This is a genomic window from Flavobacterium sp. (assembly GCF_036741995.1).
Taxonomy (GTDB): Bacteria; Bacteroidota; Bacteroidia; order Flavobacteriales; family Flavobacteriaceae; genus Flavobacterium.
On record NZ_DAINRG010000002.1, the window covers coordinates 57,745 to 81,368 of the forward strand.

Sequence of the window (23,624 nt, forward strand, 5' to 3'; positions counted from 1 at the left end):
ACCGTAATAAAAAATCTGTTTACCTCATTTATTTTGATTTTCAAGGAATTGCAACCAACTTTGACTTGTTAAAATCATATCATTATGGAAAGAAAAGACTTTTTAAAGAACAGTATTGGCTTTCTTGGATTAGCAGTAGCGGCTCCGAGTATGTTAAAAGCTAAAGAAACAAGTACAGCAGCAGCTTTGGCATGTTCGGTAACAAATAGCGAAACTGCCGGCCCCTTTCCTACTATTACGCCAGCTTCCTATGTGAGAACCAATATGGTTGGCGACCGAACCGGAGTGGCTTTTACCATCAATATCAACATCAATAATATTAATGCTAATTGTGCCGCGCTTCAGGGAGCTATTGTAGATATTTGGCATTGTGACAAAGACGGTTATTACTCGCAATACGGGGGAACCGGCATGCAAACAGCCGATTTTACCAGCTATAATTTCCTAAGAGGAAGGCAAACTACCGATGCTAACGGATTGGTGACGTTTACGTCTATTTTCCCTGGTTGGTACACTGGACGCTCGACGCATATTCACGTGCATATCTACAATTCTGCCGGAACTTCTTTATTGGTTACCCAAATTGCTTTTCCGGAAGGAGCTAACAGTGCGGTAGTATTGGTCAATGCTTCGACAGCCAATGGGTATACCAAAGGCATGACGGGTTATACTTATTATACTTCAGACAATGTGTTTTCGGATGGAGTTACCAATGAACTATCGACCGTAACCGGAAGTGTAGCGGCCGGATTTGTTCTGAATCATACGATTTATGTTGCCGGACCAAATTTGGGTATCAACGAAGCCAGCGAACAAGCTTTTGGATTAGGACAAAACTATCCGAACCCAATGAAAAATAGCACCACCATTCCTTTGACTTTAAACACCGATTCTAAAGTTACTGTTCAATTATTCGATTTAATGGGAAGATTGATTGCAACCCCAATAGATAAAAATCTATCCTATGGCGCTAATTCGTTAGTCCTTGACCGAAATGGATTGAGCAGTGGTTATTATATTTATAAAGTGAAAGTGGTTAATGCCAATGGCACTTTTGAACAAAGTCGAAAAATGTTGGTTGAATAAATTAGTACCTGTTTTTTTTGTATTTTGAAAATAGAGAGATATTGTATGATTCTCTCTATTTTTGTTTTTAATTAGTGCTATTGCAATGACAAAAATCAGATTGGCCTACCGAATTGTTATCGACACTGCTTCCACTTTTGCCTGGGACAAATATGTTTTTGAGGATACCTATAAAGAGTATTTGATGCAGCAACAATTGTTTGCTTCCAAAGAAAATCCGAAAACGACTTTCCGGGAATTATTGAATGAAAATGAAAAGGCAAACCAATTGCATTTTTTGGTGAGCATGGCTGCCAATGGCTATGTAGAACAATTGAAAGGTAATTTTCATCGGGTAACTGATGTTTTGGGGAATCATTTTTTTCCGTTTACCAATTTTCAATTGGACATCATAAATACTGACATTACCGATAGCTCCAAACACAAAATCGGGATTACTTTTTATTCCCCGATGTTGGTTTTAGTAGACATCATCAACAACCATTATTTAGTTTCAACCGAAACAGAAAAAGAAACAGGATTTCAAACTTTGGAATTTGCCATGCAGCCTAATTTGGCTATTTGCTATTATGAAAAGTAGCACAAACTGAATTATTTACCGCAGTTTTTTAGTAGTTCCTCTCATTTATTATTTTCCCATTATACTTATAGTACCTTAGCATAAGTTATGGTCATCGAATATCGATAATCAGTGTTTTTCATCAAGTTAGCTGTTTTATTAGTCAAAAAAGGCGAGAAAAATTTCTCGCCTTTTTTATTTTTTAAGCTTCCGGAGCCAGTTCTATCTCCAGTCCGTCAATAGCTTCAGTGATGTGAATTTGACAGCCTAAACGACTGTTGTCTTTTACATTGAAAGCTTCCCAAAGCATGGCTTCTTCATCGGGGCCTTTTTCGGGTAACTCCACATTGTTTAACACATAACATTGGCAGGAAGCGCACATGGCCATACCGCCGCAAATCCCAATAGTTCCTTCGGGTGCCAGTTCATAGGCCCTAACCAATTCCATGATGCTCATGTTCATGTCTGTTGGTGCTTGCACTTCGTGAGCAATGCCTTCGCGGTCTGTTATCTTTATGGTAATATCTTGTGGCATACTAACTTTTCATATAATCTATTAAATATTTTTTCAAATAGTCATTCTTGTTTTCCTGCTTTCTCAGCAGAATAAGCTTTCTTCAAAAGATTTACTAATTCAGGATGGTTGAGTTGCATTTAGTCAATTGATTTTACTACGGCTTTTTCGGCTTCTTTACGAGTACCATCAAAACCGTCAATCCCGGAAACTGTGGTGTATTTCAAAACGTATTTTTTTCCCGGATTGATTCGGTTATAAACGCTTTGACACATCAACGTTGCTTCATGGAAACCGCAAAGAATCAGTTTCAGTTTCCCCGGATAACTATTCACATCGCCAATGGCGTATATACCATCAATGTTGGTTTGGTAATCTAAGGCATTATTGACTTTAATTGCATTTTTCTCGATTTCCAATCCCCAATTGGCAATAGCTCCCAATTTTGGCGTAAGCCCAAATAACGGAATAAAATAATCGGTCACTACATTCATACGGGCTCCGTTGACTTCAATATCTACGGATTCTATTCTTTCTGAACCTTTAAATCCTATGACTTCTCCCGGTGTTATCAGTTTTATTTTTCCGGCCGATTTTAATTCCTGTACTTTTTCAACAGAATCTAAAGCCCCACGAAATTCATTTCTTCTGTGTACCAAAGTTACGGAAGCAGCTACATCAGTTAAGAAAACACTCCAATCTAAAGCAGAATCGCCACCACCGGAAATCACTACATTTTTACCTCGGTACTTTTCCGGATCTTTGACAAAATAATCAACACCACGATCTTCTTTTTCGTAAAACTCCAAATCTTTCAGTATTGGTTTTCTGGGTTCAAAAGTACCTAAGCCACCGGCTATAGCAACGGCTTTGGCGTGGTGTTTTGTGCCTTCATTAGTGGTTACTATAAAAGTTCCGTCTTCTAATTTATCAATGGTTTCGGCAGTTTCTCCTAAAGTAAATCCGGGTTGAAATTGTTTGATTTGCTCCATTAAGTTGGTAACCAAATCTCCGGCTAACACTTCAGGATACCCGGGAATATCATATATGGGTTTCTTGGGATATAGTTCTGCTAATTGTCCGCCAATTTGCGGTAAAGCATCTATAAGATGGCATTTTAATTTTAATAATCCAGCTTCAAAAACAGCAAAAAGTCCTGTAGGTCCGGCGCCGATTATCAATATATCTGTTTCAATCATTTTTTTTCGTGGCATAATATCGAAGTTCTAAGCCGCAAAGTTTGGGAAACTTCAATTCAAATTATATGATTTTTATCATTAAAAACTAAGCGATATTCTCTACCGTTTCAATTTGTGGCGCGTACTTTTTAATGGTAGTTTCTACACCGGCTTTCATAGTGCTAATGCTCAAACTACAGGACGTACACGCGCCTTGAAGACGTACTTTGACATGCTTTTCGTCTTCAATGGAAACCAAACTGATATCGCCCCCATCCGAATTCAGAAAGGGTCTGATTTCGTCTAAGGCTTTTTCAATGTTTAAAGTCAATTCTTCGTTTGTCATGATTATTTACCTTTAACAGCCGAGCATCCGGCCATGGTTGTTATTTTGATAGCTTCCGTTGGTGGTAAACTTTCGTTGCGGTTTACCGTTTCCTGCACTACGTTTCTTGTAATTTCTTCAAAAACGCTTTCGATTACTGAAGCGGTTTGCAAAGCTGCCGGACGACCATAATCTCCTGCTTCACGGATACTTTGTACCAAGGGTACTTCGCCAAGGAATGGCACTTGTAAATCGGCCGCAAGGTTTTTAGCGCCTTCTTTCCCGAAGATGTAATATTTGTTATTTGGCAATTCTTCCGGCGTGAAATACGCCATGTTTTCTATGATTCCCAATACCGGAACGTTGATGCTGTCGGATAAAAACATTGACACTCCTTTTTTAGCATCCGCCAAAGCTACGGCTTGTGGTGTACTCACGACAACAGCCCCAGTAATTGGTAACGATTGCATGATGGATAAATGAATATCGCCAGTTCCCGGTGGTAGATCAATTAACATGAAATCTAATTCGCCCCAGGCAGCATCAAAAATCATTTGGTTTAACGCTTTCGAAGCCATGGGTCCACGCCAAATTACAGCCTGACTTGGTGCCGTGAAAAATCCGATGGAAAGAATTTTGATTTCGTAGCTTTCTACCGGTTTCATTTTTGACTTTCCGTCCACTTCGATAGAGATTGGTTTTTCGTTTTCCACGTCAAACATAATCGGCATCGATGGCCCGTAAATATCAGCATCCAACACTCCGACTTTGAAACCCATTTTGGCTAAAGTCACGGCCAAGTTGGCTGTAACCGTTGATTTTCCAACACCTCCTTTTCCGGAAGCTACCGCAATAATATTGCTGATGCCCGGAATGGATTTGCCTTTGATTTCGTTTGGATTTGCTGGTGCTTCAACTTTGATGTTGACTTTCACCACAGCATCGGGCGAGAATTTCTCGTGGATTAATTTTTTGATATCGTCTTCAGCGCGTTTCTTTATGTGCATGGCCGGAGTGGCTATTACTAAATCCACAACAACTTCATCGCCAAAAGTGATTACATTTTTCACGGCACCGCTTTCAACCATATTTTTTCCTTCACCGGCAATGGTAATCGTTTCCAATGCTAACAGGATTTCTTTTCTATCTAATTTCATCTTTATTGTTTACCGCTAACCGCTAAAAGGTTACCGTATTTTTTGTTATATTTATTTAAACTGATTTTAGATTGCAAAGATAATACGAATTGTGTTGAAACAATCGTTAATGAATTGAAAATGTTTATGGAAATATAGTTGGTGTTAAAGCTAATTACAGCTCAATTTTAGGTTGCCAAAAGTGTTTTTCGAAATCTACAATCTGATTATCGACCACTTCAATGCCTTCGTTTTCTAACAATTGCTGCATCAAATTAGTCCCGTCAAAATGATGTTTACCGGAAAGCACTCCGATTCGATTAACCACACGGTGTGCCGGAACGTCATCTCTGCCATGACAGGCATTCATCGCCCAACCGACCATGCGAGCAGAACGCGCTGTACCTAAAGCTTTGGCAATGGCACCATAGGAAGTAACTTTGCCTTCCGGAATTTGGCGCGCAATCGCATAGACTCTTTCGAAGAAATTTTCTTCCATGGTTTATTTGTAAAGTAATTTGACAAGCGTTACCACTGCCATAAAAGTCGTTACCGAACCAATAATCGTATTGATGTTCTGCATCATGAATTCGGTTTTCTTTTCAATCTTTTTGAAAGCGACGATGTAGATATAAAAAACAGTAAACGATCCTAAAACCACACCCATAACGAAGGAAGAAACCGGAATTTTATCAAAGCTGAAATAGCCCGCCGCTGATAAACCCATACTGGCAAAAACATAGAACGGAATGGGCAATAAATTGATTGTTGACAATAACATTCCAAAGAAAAAACGATTCGATTTTCCTTTGACTTTTAAATTGGTTTTGGGCTTTTTAGGTTTTTTGGCGACCCAAAAAAAATAAATACTCAACAGCGAAAAAACAAAGATGCCGATTTCCTGCAGAGTGGCTACAATTTCCTGATGGTTGCTGATGAATCGGGCGAAAAGCACTGCGATAAACGTTTGAAAAAACACCACTGTTGAAGCGCCAACCGCAAAACTTAAAGCTTCATTTTTACCTTCCTGCAAACTAATTTTAGCAGCCGTCATGTTGATTAATCCCGGAAGGATAACCGCCAAAAAAGCTATGCAAAAACCCAGAACAAGCGGCAAAAAGTAAGTCATCTATTTGATTTTGAAACGAATATACGTAATTGCTTTGTTGATTTCCAAATATTGTTTTTCGTAAAAGGTTTGAATCGCTGTCACTTCATCCGGAGCGCCTTCATTTTTATACACATTATGGTTGGCATATAACACTTCGTGTCCTTCTCCGTGTAGCAAACCAAGGGTATAACCGTGCATGAATTCGCTGTCGGTTTTAAGATTAACCACACCATTTGGTTTTAGAATTTTCTTGTATAGCTGCAAAAATTCCGAATTGGTCATTCGGTGTTTGGTGCGTTTGTATTTGATTTGCGGATCGGGGAAAGTAATCCAGATTTCGTCTACTTCCTGTTCGGCAAAAATGAAATTGATTAATTCAATTTGGGTGCGGACAAAAGCCACATTGTGCATTCCGCCATCAACGGCTGTTTTGGCACCACGCCAAAAACGGGCACCTTTGATATCAATCCCAACAAAATTTTTCTCCGGATAACGCTCGGCTAAGCCAACAGAATATTCCCCCTTGCCACAGCCCAATTCAATAATGATTGGATTGTCGTTTTTAAAAAAGTCTTTGCTCCATTTTCCTTTCAACGGAAATTCACCCCCTACGACTTCTTCTCGGGTTGGTTGAAAAACATTTTCAAAAGTTTCGTTTTCCTTAAATCGTTTTAATTTATTCTTACTTCCCACAAACTTAAATTTTTCGCAAAATTAAGGAAATATAAACTATTGGAAATCTTTTTTATTTTGCCAGGGTAAAAGTGTAACTTCACGACTTGGAAACGGCAACAAAAAATATACTGGTAGCTCCATTAAATTGGGGGTTAGGACATGCCACGCGCTGCATTCCCATCATTCGGGAATTGCAAAAAAACGGGTTTACTCCTATCTTGGCTTCTGATGGTCCTGCCCTTGAATTACTTCGAAAAGAGTTTCCGCATTTACAGGCTTTGGCTTTGCCTTCCTATAACATTGAATATGCCAAAAGCGCCGATGATTTCAAATGGAAATTGCTGAAAAACAGTCCGAAAATGATTGAAGCTGTGTTGAGCGAAAAGAAAATTGTCAAAAAATGGATTCCTGAATACAATCTTCAAGGGATTATTTCCGACAATCGTTTGGGCGTATACAGCAAAAAGATTCCGAGTGTTTTTATCACACACCAACTCAATGTTCTGTCGGGAAAAACCACTTGGATTTCGAGTAAACTCCATCAATATTTCATTCAAAAATTTACCGAATGTTGGGTACCGGATATTAAGGAAAAACCTAATCTGACCGGGAAATTGGGTCATTTGAAAACAACTCATTTACAGTTAAAATACATTGGTCCGCTGAGTCGCCTGGAAAGAAAAGAGTTGTCGATTCAATATGACCTGATGGTTGTTTTATCTGGGCCTGAGCCACAACGCACTTTTTTGGAAGAAAAACTGAAAGCCGAAATTCATTCCTTTGCCGGGAAAGTCGTTTTTGTTAGAGGTATTATTGAGGCCAAACAAAAAAAGGAAGTGGTTGAAAACATTACTTACTACAATTTCATGACTTCCGCTGAGTTGGAAAAAACGTTTAACGAAAGTGAAATAGTGCTTTGCCGTTCGGGCTATACCACCGTTATGGATTTGGCGAAACTCAGGAAAAAAGCTTTTTTTATTCCAACACCGGGACAGTTTGAACAGGAATATTTGGCCAAAAAATTAAAGCGGGACGGCTTTGCGCCTTTTGCCCACCAAGACGATTTTAAAAGAGAAAATTTGCTGGAAGTTTCGATGTACAATGGCTTACCACAATTGAAAAAAGAGTTGGATTGGAAAGAATTATTTGTACTTTTCTAAGGTAAAGGAGAACTCAGATCCTTTGCCGAATTCGCTTTCCACATAAATTTTTTCGCCGTGGGCTTCAATGATGTGCTTTACGATGGAGAGGCCGAGACCGGAACCGCCTTCACTTCGCGCACCGCTTTTATCCACTCTGAAAAACCGCTCAAACAAACGCGGAATGTATTGTTTTTCTATGCCTTCCCCGTTATCTCTGAAACGCACAATAATTTTGTCGTTGACTAAATCTTCAATGGTGACTTCGGTGGTGCCGTTTTCTTTGCCATATTTTATGGAATTCATCACCAAGTTGGTCAGCACTTGCTGTATTTTTTCCTGATCGGCAAACACCGTGATGGGTTTGTTGTATTTTCGATCAAACATGAGAATGATGTTCTTTTTATCGGCTTTCATTTCCAATAAATCGAAAACATTCTGAATCAATTCGACTATGTTAAATTTGGATAATTCCAAATTCACATCGCCCATTTCGAGTTTGGAAATCATGTCTAAATCTTCGACGATGTAAATTAAACGCTCTACTCCTTTTTCGGCACGTTCCAGGTATTTTTTGCGAACATTTTTATCGTTCATTGCACCATCAAGCAGCGTGGAAAGATAGCCTTGCACGGTAAACAACGGTGTTTTCAATTCGTGTGACACATTGCCCAAAAATTCGCGGCGGTATTCTTCACGCACTTTCAGCGTTTCGATTTCCATTTTTTTATCGGTAGCGAACTTTTTTACCTGTTTGGTTAAAGTCGCCATGTCAGTAGTAATCGGTTGGTTTCGGAACGAAGTCGATTCTAAAAGCGAAACGTCGTCATAGATTTTTTTCACCCTTCGATAGATGAATCGTTCCACTCGGTATTGCAAGACAAAAAAGGAAAACGTAAACATACAAACGGCAAAGACCAAGCAGATTTGCCATGAAAATTCGTGAAAAAACCACAATAATAATCCGAGAAAACCGGTTGCAAAAAGGGTAATATAGGAAGAGGAAACTACCGCAAACGTATATGTTTTCTTGAATTTTATTTTCATTTACACTTCTAATTTATAGCCCACGCCTTTGATGGTTTTGAACAATTCTTCACCGATTTTTTCGCGCAGTTTTCTGATGTGAACATCAATGGTTCTTCCGCCAACGATGACTTCATTGCCCCAAACTTTATCCAGAATTTCTTCGCGTTTGAATACTTTCCCCGGCTTGGAAGCCAAAAGATAAAACAGTTCAAATTCTTTTCTTGGAAGGATAATCTCTAAGTTATTTTTGATGATTTTATATTCTTCGCGATTGATTTCAATGCCGCCCACGTTGAGTGTTTCCGAGGCATGTTCGTCGCTTTTTAATCGGCGCAACAAAGCTTTCACTTTGCTTACTAATAATTTCGGTTTGATGGGTTTGGTGATATAATCATCGGCACCGGCGTCAAACCCGGCCACTTGGGAATAATCTTCGCTTCTTGCCGTCAGGAACGTTATGATAACATTGCTCAATTCGGGTAATTTTCTAATGTTTTCGCAGGCTTCCATGCCGTCCATTTCGGGCATCATCACATCCATAATGATGAGTTGCGGCAGTTCTTTTTTGGCTTTGGCAATCGCTTCTTTACCATTGGTAGCGGTTACAATTTGATAGCCTTCCTGCGAAAGGTTGTATCCTACGATTTCGAGGATATCCTGCTCATCATCTACTAATAAAATCTTGATGTCTTTTTTTTTCATAACGGACACAATTGTTTTTGTGGATGTAAATGTAAAGATAATACAAAATGCTTGTACAAAACCAAACGGGAGTTAACGGTAATTTAATATGTTAACAATTTGGTAATAGTTAACCAACGAAATGGTAATAATGGAGTAACGTGACCTTTACACTGCGGTGGTTTCTTTGCACCAAAATTAAACAAGACTGAAATGAAACTTAAATTAATTGTTACTTTTTTATTGCTGAATGTTATTGGTTTTGCCCAAAACAAAGGAACTATTACAGGAACATTAACCGATAAAGAATTGAATAATGAGCCGTTGCCTTTTGCCAATGTGGTACTAAAAGGAACTGCAATTGCTGTTACTACCAATGAAACCGGAAAATATACGATTACCGTAGAAGCCGGAACATATACAATCCAATTCAGCTTTTTGGGTTATGAAAATATAGAAGAAAAAATTGAAGTGAAAGCCGGCGAAACCATTACGCTGAATAAAGCATTGGGTTCGGGAAGTTACCAATTGAAAGATGTGGTGATTCAAAACACCACCAGCCGCGAAAAAGAAACGGCTTTGTTATTGGAACAGAAAAAAGCGGTGGAAATCAAACAAAGTATCGGTGCGCAGGAAATGTCGAGAAAAGGCGTTAGCGATGTGGAAGAAGGCTTGACCAAAATCACCGGAATTACCAAAGTAGGTTCGCGCGGATTATTCGTTCGGGGTTTAGAAGACCGTTACAATAATTTATTGATTAACGATTTGGCGGCACCGACCAATAATCCTTTCAAAAAAATCATTCCTTTGGATTTGTTTCCGACGGATATCATTGGTGTGATTGATGTTTACAAAACTTTCAATCCTAATATTTATGGTGATTTTGCCGGAGGAACTTTTAATATTGCTACTTCCAAAGGAAACAAAAGCATTACTAAAATCAGCATCGGAACCAGTTTTACTACCAATAATAATCTGAAAGACTTTTTAATTTCTAAAGATGCTGACGGGACTAAAGGCTTCTTTGGTTTGACCGGTGGCGATAGACAGTTACCAGGATTATTGGGTGGAAAACCTTCGAGTTATACCTTTACGCCTGACCAGGCTTTGGCTTCTTTCAAAAGTGGTTTTGATGTTTCGGAAACTAAAAGTCCGCTGAACATGAGCTTTGGCTTTTTGCATTCGGAGAAATTCAGTTTGAAAAACGAGGCTACTTTTTCTTATTTGCTTTCGTTGAATTTTGACAACAATTATAGTTTCAGAACCGGAGTAGAGCGCAACTTCAGTAACAATCAATCAGGATTTGTGTACCGAAACGATTTCATTAATTCGGAATACCGTTATAAAACCTCCACTTCAACTTTGTTGGGCTTGAATTATTCGACCAGCCGATTAAAATTGACCTGGAACAATTTTTATTTGAGAACAACCGAAAACTTAATCAAAGACCAATACGGTTACGCTGATTTAACGGCTAACGAAAACAAAACCTTAATCCGAACCAATCAATTGGATCAATCGGATTATTTCAATTCGCAATTGTTGGGCGAATATGCATTGACTAAAGATAAAAATCAAATCATAAAAGCGGGCGGTTCTTTTGCCAAAACGTCTTACCAACAGCCGGACCGAAAATTCTTTTCAGGTACTTTGGACGGTGATAACATCATCACTTCCATTGCCGGAAACAACTTCATCAAACAATATTTAGACATTAACAGTGATATTTATTTATCGGGATTATTGGAGTACAGTTTGAAATTTGGTGGTGAAGACAAGAAAAACAAATTGAGCGTTGGGTACAACGGAAGCGCTTCGCTGATGCAGTCTTCGTATCGTTTTATAACACCCGTAAACAATTTTGCGCCGAACAGTTTTACGGTTCCAACCAATGGTTTGGATGCGCAACTGAATGATTATTTAAGCCAAAATGCTTTCAGTTTCAGAGAAAGTTCCAATGCTACTTACAAAGCCAAATTGATGGAATTGGCCAATTCCAGTTATGCTAATGTGTTGTTCAAATTTGCCGATAAATGGGAAATTAACGGTGGTGTGAGAGCTGAAAACACGGAGAGAGAAACCAAATACAGAGAGCAAGGTTCTTTTGACCAACCGTATTTAAAAATCAAGAAAGACAAGTTGTATGTGTTGCCATCGGTGAATTTGAAATATGAAGTTAACGAGAAAGCCAATTTGCGTTTTGCGGCAAGTCAAACCTACACCAGACCTGTAATCATGGAAGCTTATCCAATTGAGTACATCAATGCTGACGGGACTTCAACCAGAGGAAATCCGTTTTTGGTAAACAGTGATAACTTTAATGTGGATTTGAAATACGAATTATTCCCAACGGCAAAAGAAATGTTAGCGGTAGGTGTTTTTGGCAAATCGATTAAGAATCCGATTGAAAGAACTTTTATTGCTAATGCCGCGAACTCCACTATCACCACGTATTTGAATTCCGATAAAGCGAATCTGTATGGAGTGGAATTAGAATTCCTGTTGGATTTTGCGCGAATCAATAAAAGCTTATCCGATTTCTCTTTTGGCTTTAATACATCGTTGATGCAAACGCAAGTTGATGTGAAACCGGTTACGGTGAATCCTGACGGAAGCATCGTGAACTCGATTGAAACTCATAAATCAAGAGATTTGCAGGGAGCTTCGAAATGGTTAATCAATTCAGATTTGAAATACCAATTTGATTTCAATAAAAAATGGAGCAACACAGTTTCCTTAGTGTATTCTGTTTTTGGCAAACGAATTTATGCCGTAGGAACTGGTGGTTTGGATCATATTTATGAACTGCCGGTTAACCAATTGGATTTGGTTTGGAGCAGTAAACTATCAGACCATTTTGATTTGAAATTTTCGGCAGACAACTTGTTAAATCCGGATAGAAAATTTGAACAAGGAACCGATGGAACATCTCCAATCACCGCTCCTGACAACACTATAAGCAATTACAAAAAAGGCGTTGGTTTTTCTTTAAACCTGAGCTATACTTTCTAAAAAAAACCAAATACAAAAGCTGTCTCATTTAGGCAGCTTTTGTGTTATTAAAAAGTGTCCTTCTTAACGATAAATTTACTTTTTAATAGACTACTGATAACCCTTTTATAATATTCAGCTAACCTCTATTTTTTCGCCCGAATTTACTTTTGTAACAGAAAATTTAAACAACAAAACTCATGAAAAAAATTCTTTTAAGCTTAGTTATTTTAGCTTCAACTTTTACTTCCTGCACCAGCAGCGATGACAATTCAACAGCAGCAGTGGTTACCGGTGAAATTACAGGTCCGATAGCGGCAGACAAAGTGTTTCCTTTAGGAACTTATACTCTAAAAGGAATTGTAAAAATAAACTCTGGCGTAACCGTTACTTTTGATGCTGGTTCAACCATTACTTGTGACAAAACAACAGGCGATAATGCTTTAGTAGTTCTAAACGGAGGAAAATTAATCATTAATGGTACTGCTTCACAACCGGTAGTATTTACTGAAAAATCAGGGATTCCGGGTTCTTGGGGAGGAATCATCATGTATGGCGACGCTCCTATTAAAGCTATTGGCGGTGTAACCACTTCTACTTCAGAAGACGGAAATGCTTTGCCTTATGGTGGAACCAATCCAGCTCATAACGGGGGTTCCTTGAATTATGTTCGTGTAGAATATGCCGGAGCCAAATTGGCTGACGGAACCAAAGAAAACAATGGATTTACCTTTTATTCTTGTGGAACCGGAACTACCTTAGACCATTTAGTTTCGTATAAAGGTGCCGATGACGGATATGAGTTTTTCGGTGGAACTGTGAGCATGACCAATGCTATTTCTTATGGAAATTATGATGATGCATTTGATTGGCAAGACGGATGGCAGGGGCAAAATAATTCTAATTGGTATGCCTTACAAGTTACTAAAGGAAACTATGGTATGGAGATAGAATGTTCTAACAACAATAACAGTTTTTGGCCAAAAGTGACAAACATCACTTTAAAAAGAGCTGTAGGATGTACCCCAGAAGTTGCCGGTGATGTTCAAATTGACGCTATTCAATTCAAAAAAGAAGCCAATGGTGATTATAGTAACATTGTTATTGATGGGTATACTACTTATACTGAGGGCGCAACTACTTATCAGGGAGCGGCTATCAAAATTCAAGATGCAACCACCAATACCAATCAGGTAAACGGTTCCAAAATTAAACTAACAAATGTTAAAATTACCAATACTGCTGTTAACATTCTTGGTGCCAGTGTAGGTACTCCTGCAGAACCGTTAACTGTAGTTTTTCCAGACGGACAATTTACAACAAGTACAACGGCTACCGGAGCTTCATTGACTAATGGTGCCTGGTCAACTGTTGGTGGTGTAAGTCTAATTCAATAAGCATTTTACACTATTTCTCACGTATAAACATCCCGAAAATTTCGGGATGTTTTTTTTGGTACAGTATTTGAAATAATTTTTATATCTTTGTAATAACCAAATTGAAATGATGGCTAAAAAATACTTTTATATTACTTTACTTTTTTCTTTGTTTTCGCTTCTTAGCTTTGCGCAAGATGGGAAACAGCAAGGAAATGATGTGTTAGGATTTTACCCTAATCCGGTTAGTAATGGTAAAATTTACATCACCTCTAAAACTAGTCTTGATAAAGACATTATGATTTTCGATGTGTTGGGCAAAAAAGTTTTACAAACTACCATTTCTTCCAAAGAACTTAATGTGTCTTCCATTCCTCCCGGAGTTTACATTATTAAAATTACTGAAGGTGATACTACAGCCACTAGAAAACTAATTGTCAGATAGTTAAAATTTTAGTTTTTTAATCTTTATTTAATAATTTTTTTACATTCTTTTTTTCTACAAAGAAAATTTGTCATTATATTTGTAGGCTAATTAAATTTAAAAAAATGAAAAAAATCTACTCTTTATTATTACTGGTAGTGGGCTATGTGTCTTTCGGACAAACTATCTACACAGAAAACATGGGGACTCCTAGTGCGACAACCCCAATTGCAACAAACGTTTTTCAAAATGTTTCTCCTATTGTTTACACAGGTACTGCTGACGTAAGAAGTACTTTGGTTTCATCTGGTTATACTGGCGCTTCTGCAGGTGGTAATGTGTTTTTTAATGCTGCTGCTAAATATTTTCAAATAGACGGAATTAACACATCAGCTTATACAACAGCAGGCTTACAGCTTTCTTTCGGAATCAATACACCTACTGCAGTAACAAACGTATTAACAGTAGAAGTTAGTACTGATGCTACTAACTGGACTCCTTTGACCTATACTCCAAGTGCAACTGGTTGGACTTTGGCTACAATTACATCAGGAATTCCATCTTCAACAACACTTTCAATTCGATTTACATCGACTTCAGCATTACAATTCAGAGTTGATGACGTTAGAGTTTTCAATTTTAACGCTTCATGTACTTTAGTTCTTGCAACTCCAACTGCAGCATGTAATGCTGTTACTACAGCCCTTGATACATATACAGCCTCTATCAACTATACCGGTGGCGGATCTGGAAGTTATACAATTACCCCTTCTTCAGGAACAGTTGGTGGTGACAATCCTGGCACATTAGCTGCCGGAACAATAACTATTAGTGGTGTTACAGAAGGCACAAATCTTACTGTTAATATTGTAAGCGGATCATGTTCTTATCAAGCAACAGTAACAGCTCCTGAATGTAAACCAATCAATGGATTACCATATTATGAGCCTTTTGCATATGCTGAAGCTAGCTCTTTAGGTCAAAGCCAACAATGGTCTAATGTTAACACCGGTGACAATATTATTGTTGCGGGTGGCCTTTTAACGCCAGCTTACCCGGGTTTATCTCCTAGTACTACTGGTTATGTAACTTTTGGTGCAGACGGAATCGACTGTACTACTCCATTTACACCAACAAATAGCGGAACTATCTATTATTCATTCTTATTGAATATTAATTCAATGGCTGGTGTAACTAGTGCTGATGGTGGTTACTTTGCTACATTTGGTTCAAGTTCTTCAAATCTTGGCGCAACATTATGGTCAAAAAGAGTTGATGACGGTGTTTTCAATCTTGGTCTAGAAGTTAGAACTGCACTTGGTGCAAACACTACTTTTGATACTACTGCCTATACAACGGGTACAACTTATTTTGTTGTTGTTGGATATACATTTAACGCTGCGGCTTCAGATGATACTGTAAGCCTTTGGGTAAACCCAACCATAAATGGTGCTCAACCTGCTGCTACAATTACGGATACTCATACCGGAACAGATTTATCTACAATTTCAAACTTCTTATTAAGACAAGACAGTACAACTGAAACACCTTCTCTTTCAATTGATGAGTTAAGAATCGGAACAACTTGGAGTCAAGTTACTAATGGAACTTTAGCAACAAGCAATAATAACATTGCTGGCTTAAGAGTGTATCCAAACCCAGTATCTAACGGAACTTTATTCGTTGAAACAGCTGCTAATGCTGCTAAAACAGTTACTATTTATGACGTATTAGGTAAACAAGTTTTAAATACTACTACTGCTGATAGCGCTATCAACGTAAGTACATTAAGAACTGGTGTTTATGTAGTTAAAATTACCGAAGAAGGTAAAACTGCTACTAGAAAATTGGTTATCAAATAATCATTATTTACCATACCAAAAAAGCTCTAACGAAAGTTAGGGCTTTTTTATTTTCATTACTTTTGCATCATTCTGAGCCAGCTTCAGAACCTATACAACTTGATCAATCCACAAGACATATTCTCCATCTCATCCCAAAAGCAATTTGAAAAAATGGCTTTGAAAGTTTTTCGTTTCCAATACGAAAACAACTTAGTATATCAGGAGTTTTGTGATTTTTTGAAAGTAGAAAAACACACGGTAAAAACGTTGCAACAGATTCCATTTTTACCGATTCAGTTTTTCAAAAGCCATACTGTAGTTTCTAATACTAATAGCATACAAGAAACATTCACCAGCAGCGGCACTACCGGAATGATTACCAGCAAACATTTGGTCACAGACGTTTCTTTATACGAACAAAGTTATCGCCTAGCCTTTTCAGAGTTCTATGGTAACATTGAAAACTATGCTGTTTTGGCGCTGCTTCCGTCTTATTTGGAACGCAGTGGTTCGTCTTTGATTTATATGGTAAAGGATTTGATTGAACTTTCCAATAATGAAAACAGCGGCTTTTATCTGCACAATTATGAAGAATTAATTGCCAAACTGACGGAACTGGATGCTTCCGGTCAAAATGTGATTCTGATTGGCGTTACATATGCTTTGTTAGATTTAATTGAAAAACAAAACTTTCAGTTAAAAAACACCATCATCATGGAAACCGGTGGCATGAAAGGCAAACGCAAAGAAATCATTCGCGAAGAATTGCACGCTACTTTAAGTAAAGGATTTGGCGTTTCAGGCATTCATTCCGAATATGGTATGACCGAATTATTATCCCAAGCTTATTCGCTAGGCCATGGCATTTTTGAATGCCCAAATTGGATGCAAATCTTAATTCGTGATCCCGAAGACGCTATGACCTTTGTTGATTATGGAAAAACCGGCGGCGTCAATGTGATTGATTTGGCCAATATCAATTCGTGTTCGTTTATTGCTACGCAGGATTTAGGCAAAAAACATCCCAATAACTCTTTCGAAATATTGGGACGTTTTGATAATTCGGATATTCGGGGCTGTAACCTAATGGTCCTGTAATGCTTTTTCGTTTCACACTAAATCGAAGCCATGAAATACTTTTTATTTTTGTTTCTTTCCGCCACAATGCTATCCCAAAATCCGGCAATTAAAATTGAAATTGATTCCATAACTTCATCTGACAGCATTGTCTTTAGAAAGTTTATAGTTACTTATCACATTGAAAATTTGACGAATCGAGAGCTTACGTTTTTCTTTTCACCAAATACTATACTGTCAAACATGAACGCTGCCATGAGCCTCAATCCGAGTTATAAATTATTTGAGAATAATCAGTCCATTGATGCCAATGTTTTAGAAACTAACAAACTATGGATGGATTATAATAATGAACTCAAAAACGCCAGAAATTGGCAGGAAAAAAAAGAAATTCGAAACAAAGAAGCGTATAAAAAATGGACCCTTTCAACCGACTCAATCAATTCAGCAATTCAAAAAGAATTTGACAATCCAAACCTCTTATGGAAAAGAAAAAATAAGCGTTTACTAGATGCTATTTATACTTTGCACCCTAATGAGGTGAAAAAATATACTCAGCCTTTTTACTGGGACAAAACGCGGTACTTTAAAATCAATGAGTATCAATATTATATTAATGAAAAAGAACCTCATTTTATAGAAATCTCAATGGTTTTGTGGAAAGAAGAAAACAAAGAAAATCTAAGTCCGGATGAATACGAAAAGATGATGAAAAACAACGACTTCCTAAAAGGATGGTTTACTTCCAACAAAGTAGCAATCGATTTTAGGGAATAAAAAAGGAGCCAATTGGCTCCTTTTTTATTTAACAACTATAACAAAATAATTTTTCTTCCCGCGCTGCAACAATACAAATTGATTATTAATCAAATCATTGGCAGTCAATTGAAATTCTTCCGTAACTTTTTCTTTATTTACCGAAATCGAATTCTCTGTCAAAGCACGTCGGGCTTCCCCATTCGATTTTAAAAATCCTGATTTTTCATTAAGGACATCCACTATGTTGATTCCGGTTTCTATAGCCGTTCTGGAAATCTCCGCTTGCGGAACGCCATCAAAAACTTCTAAAAAAGTAGCTTCATCCAATTTTTTTAAATCCTGTGAGGTTGAGTTTCCAAACAAAATATTCGAAGCTTCAATTGCCTTTTCCAACTCGGCAGCACCATGTACAAAAGTGGTCACTTCTTCCGCTAGTTTTCGTTGCAAAACTCTCAAGTGTGGTGCTTCATGATGTTCTGTAATCAGAGAATCAATGGTGTTTTTATCTAAAAATGTAAAAATCCTGATATACTTTTCGGCATCAACATCTGTAGTATTCAACCAAAATTGATAGAATTTATACACCGAAGTTTTATCAGCAGTCAACCAAACGTTACCGCCTTCGGATTTCCCGAATTTAGAACCATCTGCCTTTGTGATTAACGGACAAGTCATGGCAAACGCTTTGGCACCTTCTCCATTTATTCTACGCACTAATTCCGTTCCTGTGGTGATATTTCCCCACTGGTCAGAACCTCCCATTTGCAATAAGCAATTATGCGTTTTGTACAAATGATGAAAATCGTAGCCTTGAATCAGCTGGTAAGTAAACTCCGTGAAACTCATTCCGTCTCCTTCTCCTGACAACCGTTTTTTTACAGAATCTTTTGCCATCATATAGTTCACCGTGATACGTTTCCCCACATCACGGGCAAAATTGATAAACGACAAATCCTTCATCCAATCGTAATTATTTACTAAAATCGGAGCATTGGTTGCTGTTGAATTAAAATCTAAAAAGCGAGACAAAACTGCTTTGATTCCGGCCACATTTTTATTCAGTGTCGCTTCATCCAACAAATTTCTCTCATCTGATTTCCCCGAAGGATCTCCAATCATACCAGTAGCACCACCCACCAAAGCAATAGGTTTGTGTCCGAATTTTTCTAAATGCACCAACAAAATAATTGGCACCAAACTCCCGATATGCAACGAATCGCTGGTTGGATCAAACCCAATATAAGTCGTGGTCATTTCTTTCAAAAGTTGCTCCTCGGTTCCGGGCATGATATCGTGTACTAAGCCACGCCATTGTAATTCTTCGACTAAATTCTTCATCTTGTAATCAATTTACTTCCTCAATCAGCCTTTTGGCTTCGTGTGGGCAAAGATAAAATAAATGTTGATTTGGACATTTGGTTATTCGGTTATTTGAAAAACAAAAAATCGTAAATTCGCCAAATGGTATTAGTCACAGGCGGAACAGGATTGGTTGGAGCACATTTGCTTCTTCATTTAGTGGATAATGAAGATTCTGTTCGTGCTATTTATCGCGAAGCCGCAACCATTAAAAAAACCAAAGACCTTTTTGAACTTTATCAGAAAGAAAATTTATTCTCCAAAATCCATTGGGTTCAGGCTGATATTATTGATGTCCCTTCACTGGAGATTGCCTTTCAAAACGTTGAATATGTTTACCATTGTGCCGCTGTCATATCCTATGACCCAAAGGATGAAAGCCTACTCCGGAAAGTAAACATTGAAGGCACCGCCAATATTGTTAATTTTTGTTTGGAATACAACATCAAAAAACTCTGCCATGTGAGTTCTATAGCGGCTTTGGGAGATTTGGCTTCCCATGAAAAAGAAATTACCGAAGCCACCGAATGGAATCCGGAAGTGCTGCATAGCGATTACGCCATTTCAAAATACGGAGCCGAAATGGAAATTTGGCGCGGACAACAAGAAGGGTTGAATGTAGTGGTGGTCAATCCGGGGATTATTCTGGGACCGGGGTTTTGGGGCCAAGGAAGCGGCGTTTTCTTTTCTTCCATACAAAAAGGATTTCCATTTTACACCAAAGGCATCAAAGCTTATGTCGGCGTTACCGATGTAGTTAAAATTATGACACGATTACTGCAAAGCCCGATTGTTGGGGAACGGTTTACAATAGTTGCCGAGAATCTGCCATTCGACAAAGTGATCTTCGAAATTGCCGACAACTTGAAAGCCAAAAAACCAAAACTGGAAGCTAAGCCCTGGATGCTGGCCATAGCCTGGCGATTGGATTGGTTTTTTGCCACATTTTTCAGAACAAAAAGAAAGCTTTCTAAATACACTGCTACTTCATTGACGACGGCTACTTTTATCTCCAATACCAAAATAAAAAATGCTCTGAATTTTGAGTTTCAAAGCATCGATGCTGTTATTAAACGAATTGTTATTTTACAAGAAAAGTAATTATTGTATTTGGGGCGTATCCGGACTTGGTGGAGGAATTTGACTATTGTTATTGCCATCAATTTTTTTGATTTCTTGGTCTAATCGGCTCTTTACTTCTTCGAACATTTTTTTGTATTCTTCTATATCCGAAGCGTAGTATTTATTGCTTTCGGCCAATTGAGTGCTATCGATTTTATATTTTTTATAAAGATATTCGTTTGATTTTTTGACGCTGATACCCCCGGCAATATTTTGAGACTTAATCGCTTCCAATAATGACAAATCGTATAAAATGTCAATCATTTTATCTTTCTCTATTAGGTTTTTTGGTTTTTCAATGGTGCTGTTGTTACAACCAACCAACAAAAAAAGCAAACAAATTACAGCAATACTTCTTTTCATCTCTCTAGTTTTTATCTGTCGAAAAGCAATCGTTTCCCAACAGGAGTCTCTTTTACTTTAAAATTTTGATACACCAATTCTCCGTTTACAAAAGTATGGGTAATTCTTGATTTAAAATTATAGCCTTCAAAAGGCGACCAGCCACATTTATACAGTATATTTTCTTTCTTTACATTCCATGGCAGACCGGTATTTACAATTACCAAATCGGCATAAAATCCTTCTTTGATAAAGCCGCGCTTTTCTATTTTGAAAATTTTTGCCGGATTGTGGCACATTTTCTCCACTATCTTCTCAATCGAAATTTTTCCCTGATGATTGGCTTCAAACATAGCCACAACAGCATGTTGCACTAACGGCCCACCGGAAGGTGCTTTCAGATACGATTGTTTTTTTTCTTCCAGAGTATGCGGCGCATGATCGGTGGCGATAACGTCAATTCGGTCATCGAGTAAAGCTTCCCATAGCGCGCTTCTGTCGGTAGCCGTTTTGATTGCCGGATTCCATTTGATTAAATTGCCTTTTGTTTTATAATCCTCGTCGGAAAACCAAAGATGATGTACACAAACTTCGGCGGTAATTTGTTTGTCTTCTAATGGAATTTTATTGGTAAACAACTCCATTTCTTTAGCCGTAGAAAGATGAAAAATATGGAGTCTTGCGCCTGTTTTTTTGGCCAATTCAATTGCTTTGGAAGAAGATAAATAACAGGCTTCTTCACTTCGGATTAAATAATGAAACTCAACCGGTATGTCTTCACCGAACTGGAGTTTATATCTTTCTAAGTTGGCTTTGATAGTCCCTTCATCTTCACAATGCACGGCAATCAGCATTTTGGTTGAGGAGAAAATTTTTTCCAGCGCTTCCTGATTATCCACCAACATATTGCCCGTTGAAGAGCCAAGAAACAATTTAATTCCGGCTACATTTTTGGGATTGGTTTTTAGGATTTCTTCCAAATTATCATTGGTGCCGCCCATCATAAATGAATAATTGGCATAGGAAGTCCTGGCTGCGATTTGATATTTTTCTTCTAAAATCTCCTGAGTTACCGCATTCGGAATCGTGTTGGGTTGCTCAATAAAAGAAGTAATCCCTCCGGCCACGGCAGCTCTGCTTTCGGAAGCAATATCGCCTTTGTGCGTTAAACCCGGTTCACGAAAATGTACTTGATCATCAATAGCTCCCGGAATTAAGTAACTTCCTTCGGCGTCAATGATTTTACAACTGGAAAGTTTGGGGCTGATGCTTTCGGCAATTTCAACTATAAATTCGTTTTCAATCAAAACATCGCCTTCAAAAATAGTTCCTTCGTTTACAATTTTGGCATTCTTAATTAAAACGGTATTCATTTTTTGTGGTTATAATCGGTTTAAAAACTTTCGGAACCGTAAAGAAATAACGCCAAATATGGCTTCTTTTATAATGGCTCCACTCATTTTGGATTGCCCTTTGGTTCTATCGGTAAAGATGACCGGAACTTCCTGTATGTTGAAATTTTTGGCGAAAGCTCTGTATTTCATCTCAATTTGAAACGCATAACCGATAAATTTGATTCGGTCGAGGTTTATTTTTTCCAACACTTCTCTTTGATAACAAATGAATCCGGCTGTGGCATCCATGATTTTCATACCGGTAATCATTCGCACATACACCGAGGCAAAATAAGACAGTAATACTCTGCTCAAAGGCCAGTTTACTACATTTACTCCGGTAACATAACGAGAACCAATAGCTAAATCGGCTCCGTTGGCTTGGCAGGCATTGTACAATTTTTCCAAATCATTCGGATTGTGTGAAAAATCGGCATCCATCTCAAAAATGTATTCGTAGTGGTGTTTTAATGCCCATTTGAATCCGTGTACATAAGCCGTTCCCAAACCTGCTTTCTTCTTTCTTACCGATAAAAACAATTGACTTGGAAATTCACTTTGCAGCTCCATGACTTTATCCGCTGTTTTATCGGGTGAATTATCATCGACAATTAAAACATGAAACGGTTTTTGCAATGAAAACACAGCGCGAATAATGCTTTCAATGTTTTCAATTTCGTTATAGGTAGGAATAATTACAATGCCGTCGCTCATAAAATGGTGTCAATCTTCGTTGCAAAAATAAACTTTTTATCAGAGCACTATCTTAATAATTTTATAATAATTTAACAAATAAAAAATTAGTAATTTTGTCGGGATTATGATAGAAACCGTATTACAGCCGAGAGTTTTAGAACCTAAAGATTGGGCCACTTATCTTTTTATATTTTCGTTTGCTTTAATTGCCATTACCAAAACGGCTTTTGAAACGCGGTTTAGTGATTTTCTCAGGATTTTGGTTTCGGACAAATACATTAAAGTGTATAAAGACACTTCTCATTTGATGAGTGGTTTCACGATTCTTTTGTTTATTGTTCAGGTGATTTCGTTTTCATTTTTTATCCAATTAATCCTCAATCATTTAGGATATGTCTCGAAAACTGATTGGGTATTATTTCTTCGGATTTTTACTTTTTTCGGGATTTTTGTGCTTTCAAAATTTTTGATTGAAAAGATTATTGCCGCCACGTTTAATATCGAAGAATTTACAGAACAATTTAATTTGCAAAAAGTCAGTTACCGAACGTTTATCGGAATGGCATTACTTCCGGTTAATATTTATTTGTTTTATAACAATTCTCCATCAAATGTTTTGATTATTTGCGTTATTGCTGTGATTTTGGCAATTAATTTGTTTACTTATTTGATTTCGTTGAAGATTTATCAAAACTTACTCATCAGTAAGTTGTTTTATTTTATTTTGTATCTTTGCGCACTTGAAATAGCGCCCTACTATTTTATATATTATTTGATTACAAAAAATTTAGCACATTAGAATGTCCA

At 37.7% G+C, this 23,624-nt stretch carries 24 protein-coding genes; 11 read left to right on the forward strand and 13 right to left on the reverse strand.

The annotated features are described in order from the left end of the window. Positions 1-84: 84 nt before the first annotated feature. Both V7D82_RS01675 and V7D82_RS01680 read left to right on the forward strand, forming a co-directional pair. Positions 85-1,086, forward strand: coding sequence for a T9SS type A sorting domain-containing protein (locus V7D82_RS01675; protein ID WP_333599237.1), 1,002 nt, complete (start codon positions 85-87; stop codon positions 1,084-1,086). An 85-nt stretch (positions 1,087-1,171) separates the two neighbouring features. Continuing rightward, positions 1,172-1,666 (forward strand): hypothetical protein, encoded by a 495-nt coding sequence (locus V7D82_RS01680; RefSeq protein WP_333599238.1) that lies wholly within the window; start codon positions 1,172-1,174, stop codon positions 1,664-1,666. A gap of 181 nt (positions 1,667-1,847) precedes the next feature. Here V7D82_RS01680 and V7D82_RS01685 read toward each other — a convergent pair whose 3' ends face one another. The 7 genes from V7D82_RS01685 to trmB form a co-directional block, all read right to left on the reverse strand. Next, the gene (locus V7D82_RS01685; protein ID WP_333599239.1) at positions 1,848-2,180 is read right to left on the reverse strand and encodes a ferredoxin; all 333 of its coding nucleotides are present in this window, start codon (positions 2,178-2,180) and stop codon (positions 1,848-1,850) included. Positions 2,181-2,299: 119 nt separating this feature from the next. Continuing rightward, complete coding sequence (locus tag V7D82_RS01690; protein WP_333599240.1) at positions 2,300-3,358, reverse strand: NAD(P)/FAD-dependent oxidoreductase; 1,059 nt, start codon at positions 3,356-3,358, stop codon at positions 2,300-2,302. 85 nt (positions 3,359-3,443) lie between these two features. Beyond that, a complete protein-coding gene (locus V7D82_RS01695) occupies positions 3,444-3,683 on the reverse strand; it encodes a NifU family protein (protein WP_333599241.1) in 240 nt (79 codons plus the stop codon). A 2-nt stretch (positions 3,684-3,685) separates the two neighbouring features. After that, a complete protein-coding gene (locus tag V7D82_RS01700; protein ID WP_333599242.1) occupies positions 3,686-4,819 on the reverse strand; it encodes an Mrp/NBP35 family ATP-binding protein in 1,134 nt (377 codons plus the stop codon). A gap of 154 nt (positions 4,820-4,973) precedes the next feature. Further along, positions 4,974-5,297: an MGMT family protein gene (locus tag V7D82_RS01705; RefSeq protein WP_333599243.1), complete on the reverse strand. Its 324-nt coding sequence runs from the start codon at positions 5,295-5,297 to the stop codon at positions 4,974-4,976. Positions 5,298-5,300: 3 nt separating this feature from the next. Continuing rightward, positions 5,301-5,927: a lysine transporter LysE gene (locus tag V7D82_RS01710; RefSeq protein WP_333599244.1), complete on the reverse strand. Its 627-nt coding sequence runs from the start codon at positions 5,925-5,927 to the stop codon at positions 5,301-5,303. Further along, complete coding sequence (gene trmB, locus V7D82_RS01715; RefSeq protein WP_333599245.1) at positions 5,928-6,602, reverse strand: tRNA (guanosine(46)-N7)-methyltransferase TrmB; 675 nt, start codon at positions 6,600-6,602, stop codon at positions 5,928-5,930. Between the two features lie 86 nt (positions 6,603-6,688). Between trmB and V7D82_RS01720 the strand changes: the two genes are divergently transcribed. After that, positions 6,689-7,744, forward strand: a complete 1,056-nt coding sequence (locus V7D82_RS01720; RefSeq protein WP_333599246.1) for a glycosyltransferase — start codon at positions 6,689-6,691, stop codon at positions 7,742-7,744. Here the strand turns inward: V7D82_RS01720 and V7D82_RS01725 are convergent. Next, positions 7,727-8,770 (reverse strand): sensor histidine kinase, encoded by a 1,044-nt coding sequence (locus tag V7D82_RS01725; protein ID WP_333599247.1) that lies wholly within the window; start codon positions 8,768-8,770, stop codon positions 7,727-7,729. The genes V7D82_RS01720 and V7D82_RS01725 overlap by 18 nt on opposite strands. Beyond that, a complete protein-coding gene (locus V7D82_RS01730) occupies positions 8,771-9,454 on the reverse strand; it encodes a response regulator transcription factor (RefSeq protein WP_333599248.1) in 684 nt (227 codons plus the stop codon). A 192-nt stretch (positions 9,455-9,646) separates the two neighbouring features. On the opposite strand from V7D82_RS01730, the gene V7D82_RS01735 reads away from it, so the two are divergent. From V7D82_RS01735 to V7D82_RS01760, 6 genes are all read left to right on the forward strand, one after another. Next, a complete protein-coding gene (locus tag V7D82_RS01735) occupies positions 9,647-12,445 on the forward strand; it encodes a TonB-dependent receptor (protein ID WP_333599249.1) in 2,799 nt (932 codons plus the stop codon). Positions 12,446-12,624: 179 nt separating this feature from the next. Continuing rightward, positions 12,625-13,821, forward strand: a complete 1,197-nt coding sequence (locus V7D82_RS01740) for a hypothetical protein (RefSeq protein ID WP_333599250.1) — start codon at positions 12,625-12,627, stop codon at positions 13,819-13,821. 109 nt (positions 13,822-13,930) lie between these two features. After that, a complete protein-coding gene (locus V7D82_RS01745) occupies positions 13,931-14,245 on the forward strand; it encodes a T9SS type A sorting domain-containing protein (RefSeq protein ID WP_333599344.1) in 315 nt (104 codons plus the stop codon). Positions 14,246-14,349: 104 nt separating this feature from the next. Then, positions 14,350-16,086, forward strand: coding sequence for a T9SS type A sorting domain-containing protein (locus V7D82_RS01750; protein WP_333599251.1), 1,737 nt, complete (start codon positions 14,350-14,352; stop codon positions 16,084-16,086). 99 nt (positions 16,087-16,185) lie between these two features. Then, positions 16,186-17,166 (forward strand): LuxE/PaaK family acyltransferase, encoded by a 981-nt coding sequence (locus V7D82_RS01755; RefSeq protein WP_333599252.1) that lies wholly within the window; start codon positions 16,186-16,188, stop codon positions 17,164-17,166. Positions 17,167-17,196: 30 nt separating this feature from the next. After that, positions 17,197-17,922 (forward strand): hypothetical protein, encoded by a 726-nt coding sequence (locus V7D82_RS01760; protein WP_333599253.1) that lies wholly within the window; start codon positions 17,197-17,199, stop codon positions 17,920-17,922. A 24-nt stretch (positions 17,923-17,946) separates the two neighbouring features. Here the strand turns inward: V7D82_RS01760 and tyrS are convergent, their stop codons facing one another. After that, a complete protein-coding gene (gene tyrS / locus V7D82_RS01765; RefSeq protein WP_333599254.1) occupies positions 17,947-19,242 on the reverse strand; it encodes a tyrosine--tRNA ligase in 1,296 nt (431 codons plus the stop codon). Positions 19,243-19,365: 123 nt separating this feature from the next. Here tyrS and V7D82_RS01770 point away from each other — a divergent pair, with 123 nt between their 5' ends. Beyond that, positions 19,366-20,364 (forward strand): NAD-dependent epimerase/dehydratase family protein, encoded by a 999-nt coding sequence (locus V7D82_RS01770; protein ID WP_333599255.1) that lies wholly within the window; start codon positions 19,366-19,368, stop codon positions 20,362-20,364. On the opposite strand, the gene V7D82_RS01775 is transcribed toward V7D82_RS01770, so the two are convergent. From V7D82_RS01775 to V7D82_RS01785, 3 genes are read right to left on the reverse strand one after another with little or no spacing between them, the layout of a single operon-like run. Further along, positions 20,365-20,748 carry a DUF4296 domain-containing protein gene (locus V7D82_RS01775; RefSeq protein WP_333599256.1) on the reverse strand — a complete coding sequence of 128 codons (384 nt, stop codon included), beginning with the start codon at positions 20,746-20,748 and terminating at the stop codon, positions 20,365-20,367. 11 nt (positions 20,749-20,759) lie between these two features. Further along, positions 20,760-22,100 carry a dihydroorotase gene (locus V7D82_RS01780; protein ID WP_333599257.1) on the reverse strand — a complete coding sequence of 447 codons (1,341 nt, stop codon included), beginning with the start codon at positions 22,098-22,100 and terminating at the stop codon, positions 20,760-20,762. 9 nt (positions 22,101-22,109) lie between these two features. Next, complete coding sequence (locus V7D82_RS01785) at positions 22,110-22,835, reverse strand: polyprenol monophosphomannose synthase (RefSeq protein WP_333599258.1); 726 nt, start codon at positions 22,833-22,835, stop codon at positions 22,110-22,112. 106 nt (positions 22,836-22,941) lie between these two features. Here V7D82_RS01785 and V7D82_RS01790 point away from each other — a divergent pair, with 106 nt between their 5' ends. Further along, positions 22,942-23,616, forward strand: a complete 675-nt coding sequence (locus V7D82_RS01790; protein ID WP_333599259.1) for a DUF4271 domain-containing protein — start codon at positions 22,942-22,944, stop codon at positions 23,614-23,616. Positions 23,617-23,624 lie beyond the last annotated feature (8 nt).

What these genes read in the sequence shown, in the direction of transcription:
- V7D82_RS01710 (WP_333599244.1), bottom strand. Translation starts at nt 5,927, where the DNA reads ATGACTTACTTTTTGCCGCTTGTTCTGGGTTTTTGCATAGCTTTTTTG.
- V7D82_RS01730 (WP_333599248.1), bottom strand. Translation starts at nt 9,454, where the DNA reads ATGAAAAAAAAAGACATCAAGATTTTATTAGTAGATGATGAGCAGGAT.
- V7D82_RS01745 (WP_333599344.1), top strand. Translation starts at nt 13,931, where the DNA reads ATGGCTAAAAAATACTTTTATATTACTTTACTTTTTTCTTTGTTTTCG.
- V7D82_RS01690 (WP_333599240.1), bottom strand. Translation starts at nt 3,358, where the DNA reads ATGATTGAAACAGATATATTGATAATCGGCGCCGGACCTACAGGACTT.
- V7D82_RS01725 (WP_333599247.1), bottom strand. Translation starts at nt 8,770, where the DNA reads ATGAAAATAAAATTCAAGAAAACATATACGTTTGCGGTAGTTTCCTCT.
- tyrS (WP_333599254.1), bottom strand. Translation starts at nt 19,242, where the DNA reads ATGAAGAATTTAGTCGAAGAATTACAATGGCGTGGCTTAGTACACGAT.
- V7D82_RS01740 (WP_333599250.1), top strand. Translation starts at nt 12,625, where the DNA reads ATGAAAAAAATTCTTTTAAGCTTAGTTATTTTAGCTTCAACTTTTACT.
- V7D82_RS01750 (WP_333599251.1), top strand. Translation starts at nt 14,350, where the DNA reads ATGAAAAAAATCTACTCTTTATTATTACTGGTAGTGGGCTATGTGTCT.
- V7D82_RS01685 (WP_333599239.1), bottom strand. Translation starts at nt 2,180, where the DNA reads ATGCCACAAGATATTACCATAAAGATAACAGACCGCGAAGGCATTGCT.
- V7D82_RS01675 (WP_333599237.1), top strand. Translation starts at nt 85, where the DNA reads ATGGAAAGAAAAGACTTTTTAAAGAACAGTATTGGCTTTCTTGGATTA.
- V7D82_RS01705 (WP_333599243.1), bottom strand. Translation starts at nt 5,297, where the DNA reads ATGGAAGAAAATTTCTTCGAAAGAGTCTATGCGATTGCGCGCCAAATT.
- V7D82_RS01780 (WP_333599257.1), bottom strand. Translation starts at nt 22,100, where the DNA reads ATGAATACCGTTTTAATTAAGAATGCCAAAATTGTAAACGAAGGAACT.
- V7D82_RS01680 (WP_333599238.1), top strand. Translation starts at nt 1,172, where the DNA reads ATGACAAAAATCAGATTGGCCTACCGAATTGTTATCGACACTGCTTCC.
- V7D82_RS01785 (WP_333599258.1), bottom strand. Translation starts at nt 22,835, where the DNA reads ATGAGCGACGGCATTGTAATTATTCCTACCTATAACGAAATTGAAAAC.
- V7D82_RS01695 (WP_333599241.1), bottom strand. Translation starts at nt 3,683, where the DNA reads ATGACAAACGAAGAATTGACTTTAAACATTGAAAAAGCCTTAGACGAA.
- V7D82_RS01700 (WP_333599242.1), bottom strand. Translation starts at nt 4,819, where the DNA reads ATGAAATTAGATAGAAAAGAAATCCTGTTAGCATTGGAAACGATTACC.
- V7D82_RS01790 (WP_333599259.1), top strand. Translation starts at nt 22,942, where the DNA reads ATGATAGAAACCGTATTACAGCCGAGAGTTTTAGAACCTAAAGATTGG.
- V7D82_RS01735 (WP_333599249.1), top strand. Translation starts at nt 9,647, where the DNA reads ATGAAACTTAAATTAATTGTTACTTTTTTATTGCTGAATGTTATTGGT.
- V7D82_RS01775 (WP_333599256.1), bottom strand. Translation starts at nt 20,748, where the DNA reads ATGAAAAGAAGTATTGCTGTAATTTGTTTGCTTTTTTTGTTGGTTGGT.
- V7D82_RS01770 (WP_333599255.1), top strand. Translation starts at nt 19,366, where the DNA reads ATGGTATTAGTCACAGGCGGAACAGGATTGGTTGGAGCACATTTGCTT.
- V7D82_RS01760 (WP_333599253.1), top strand. Translation starts at nt 17,197, where the DNA reads ATGAAATACTTTTTATTTTTGTTTCTTTCCGCCACAATGCTATCCCAA.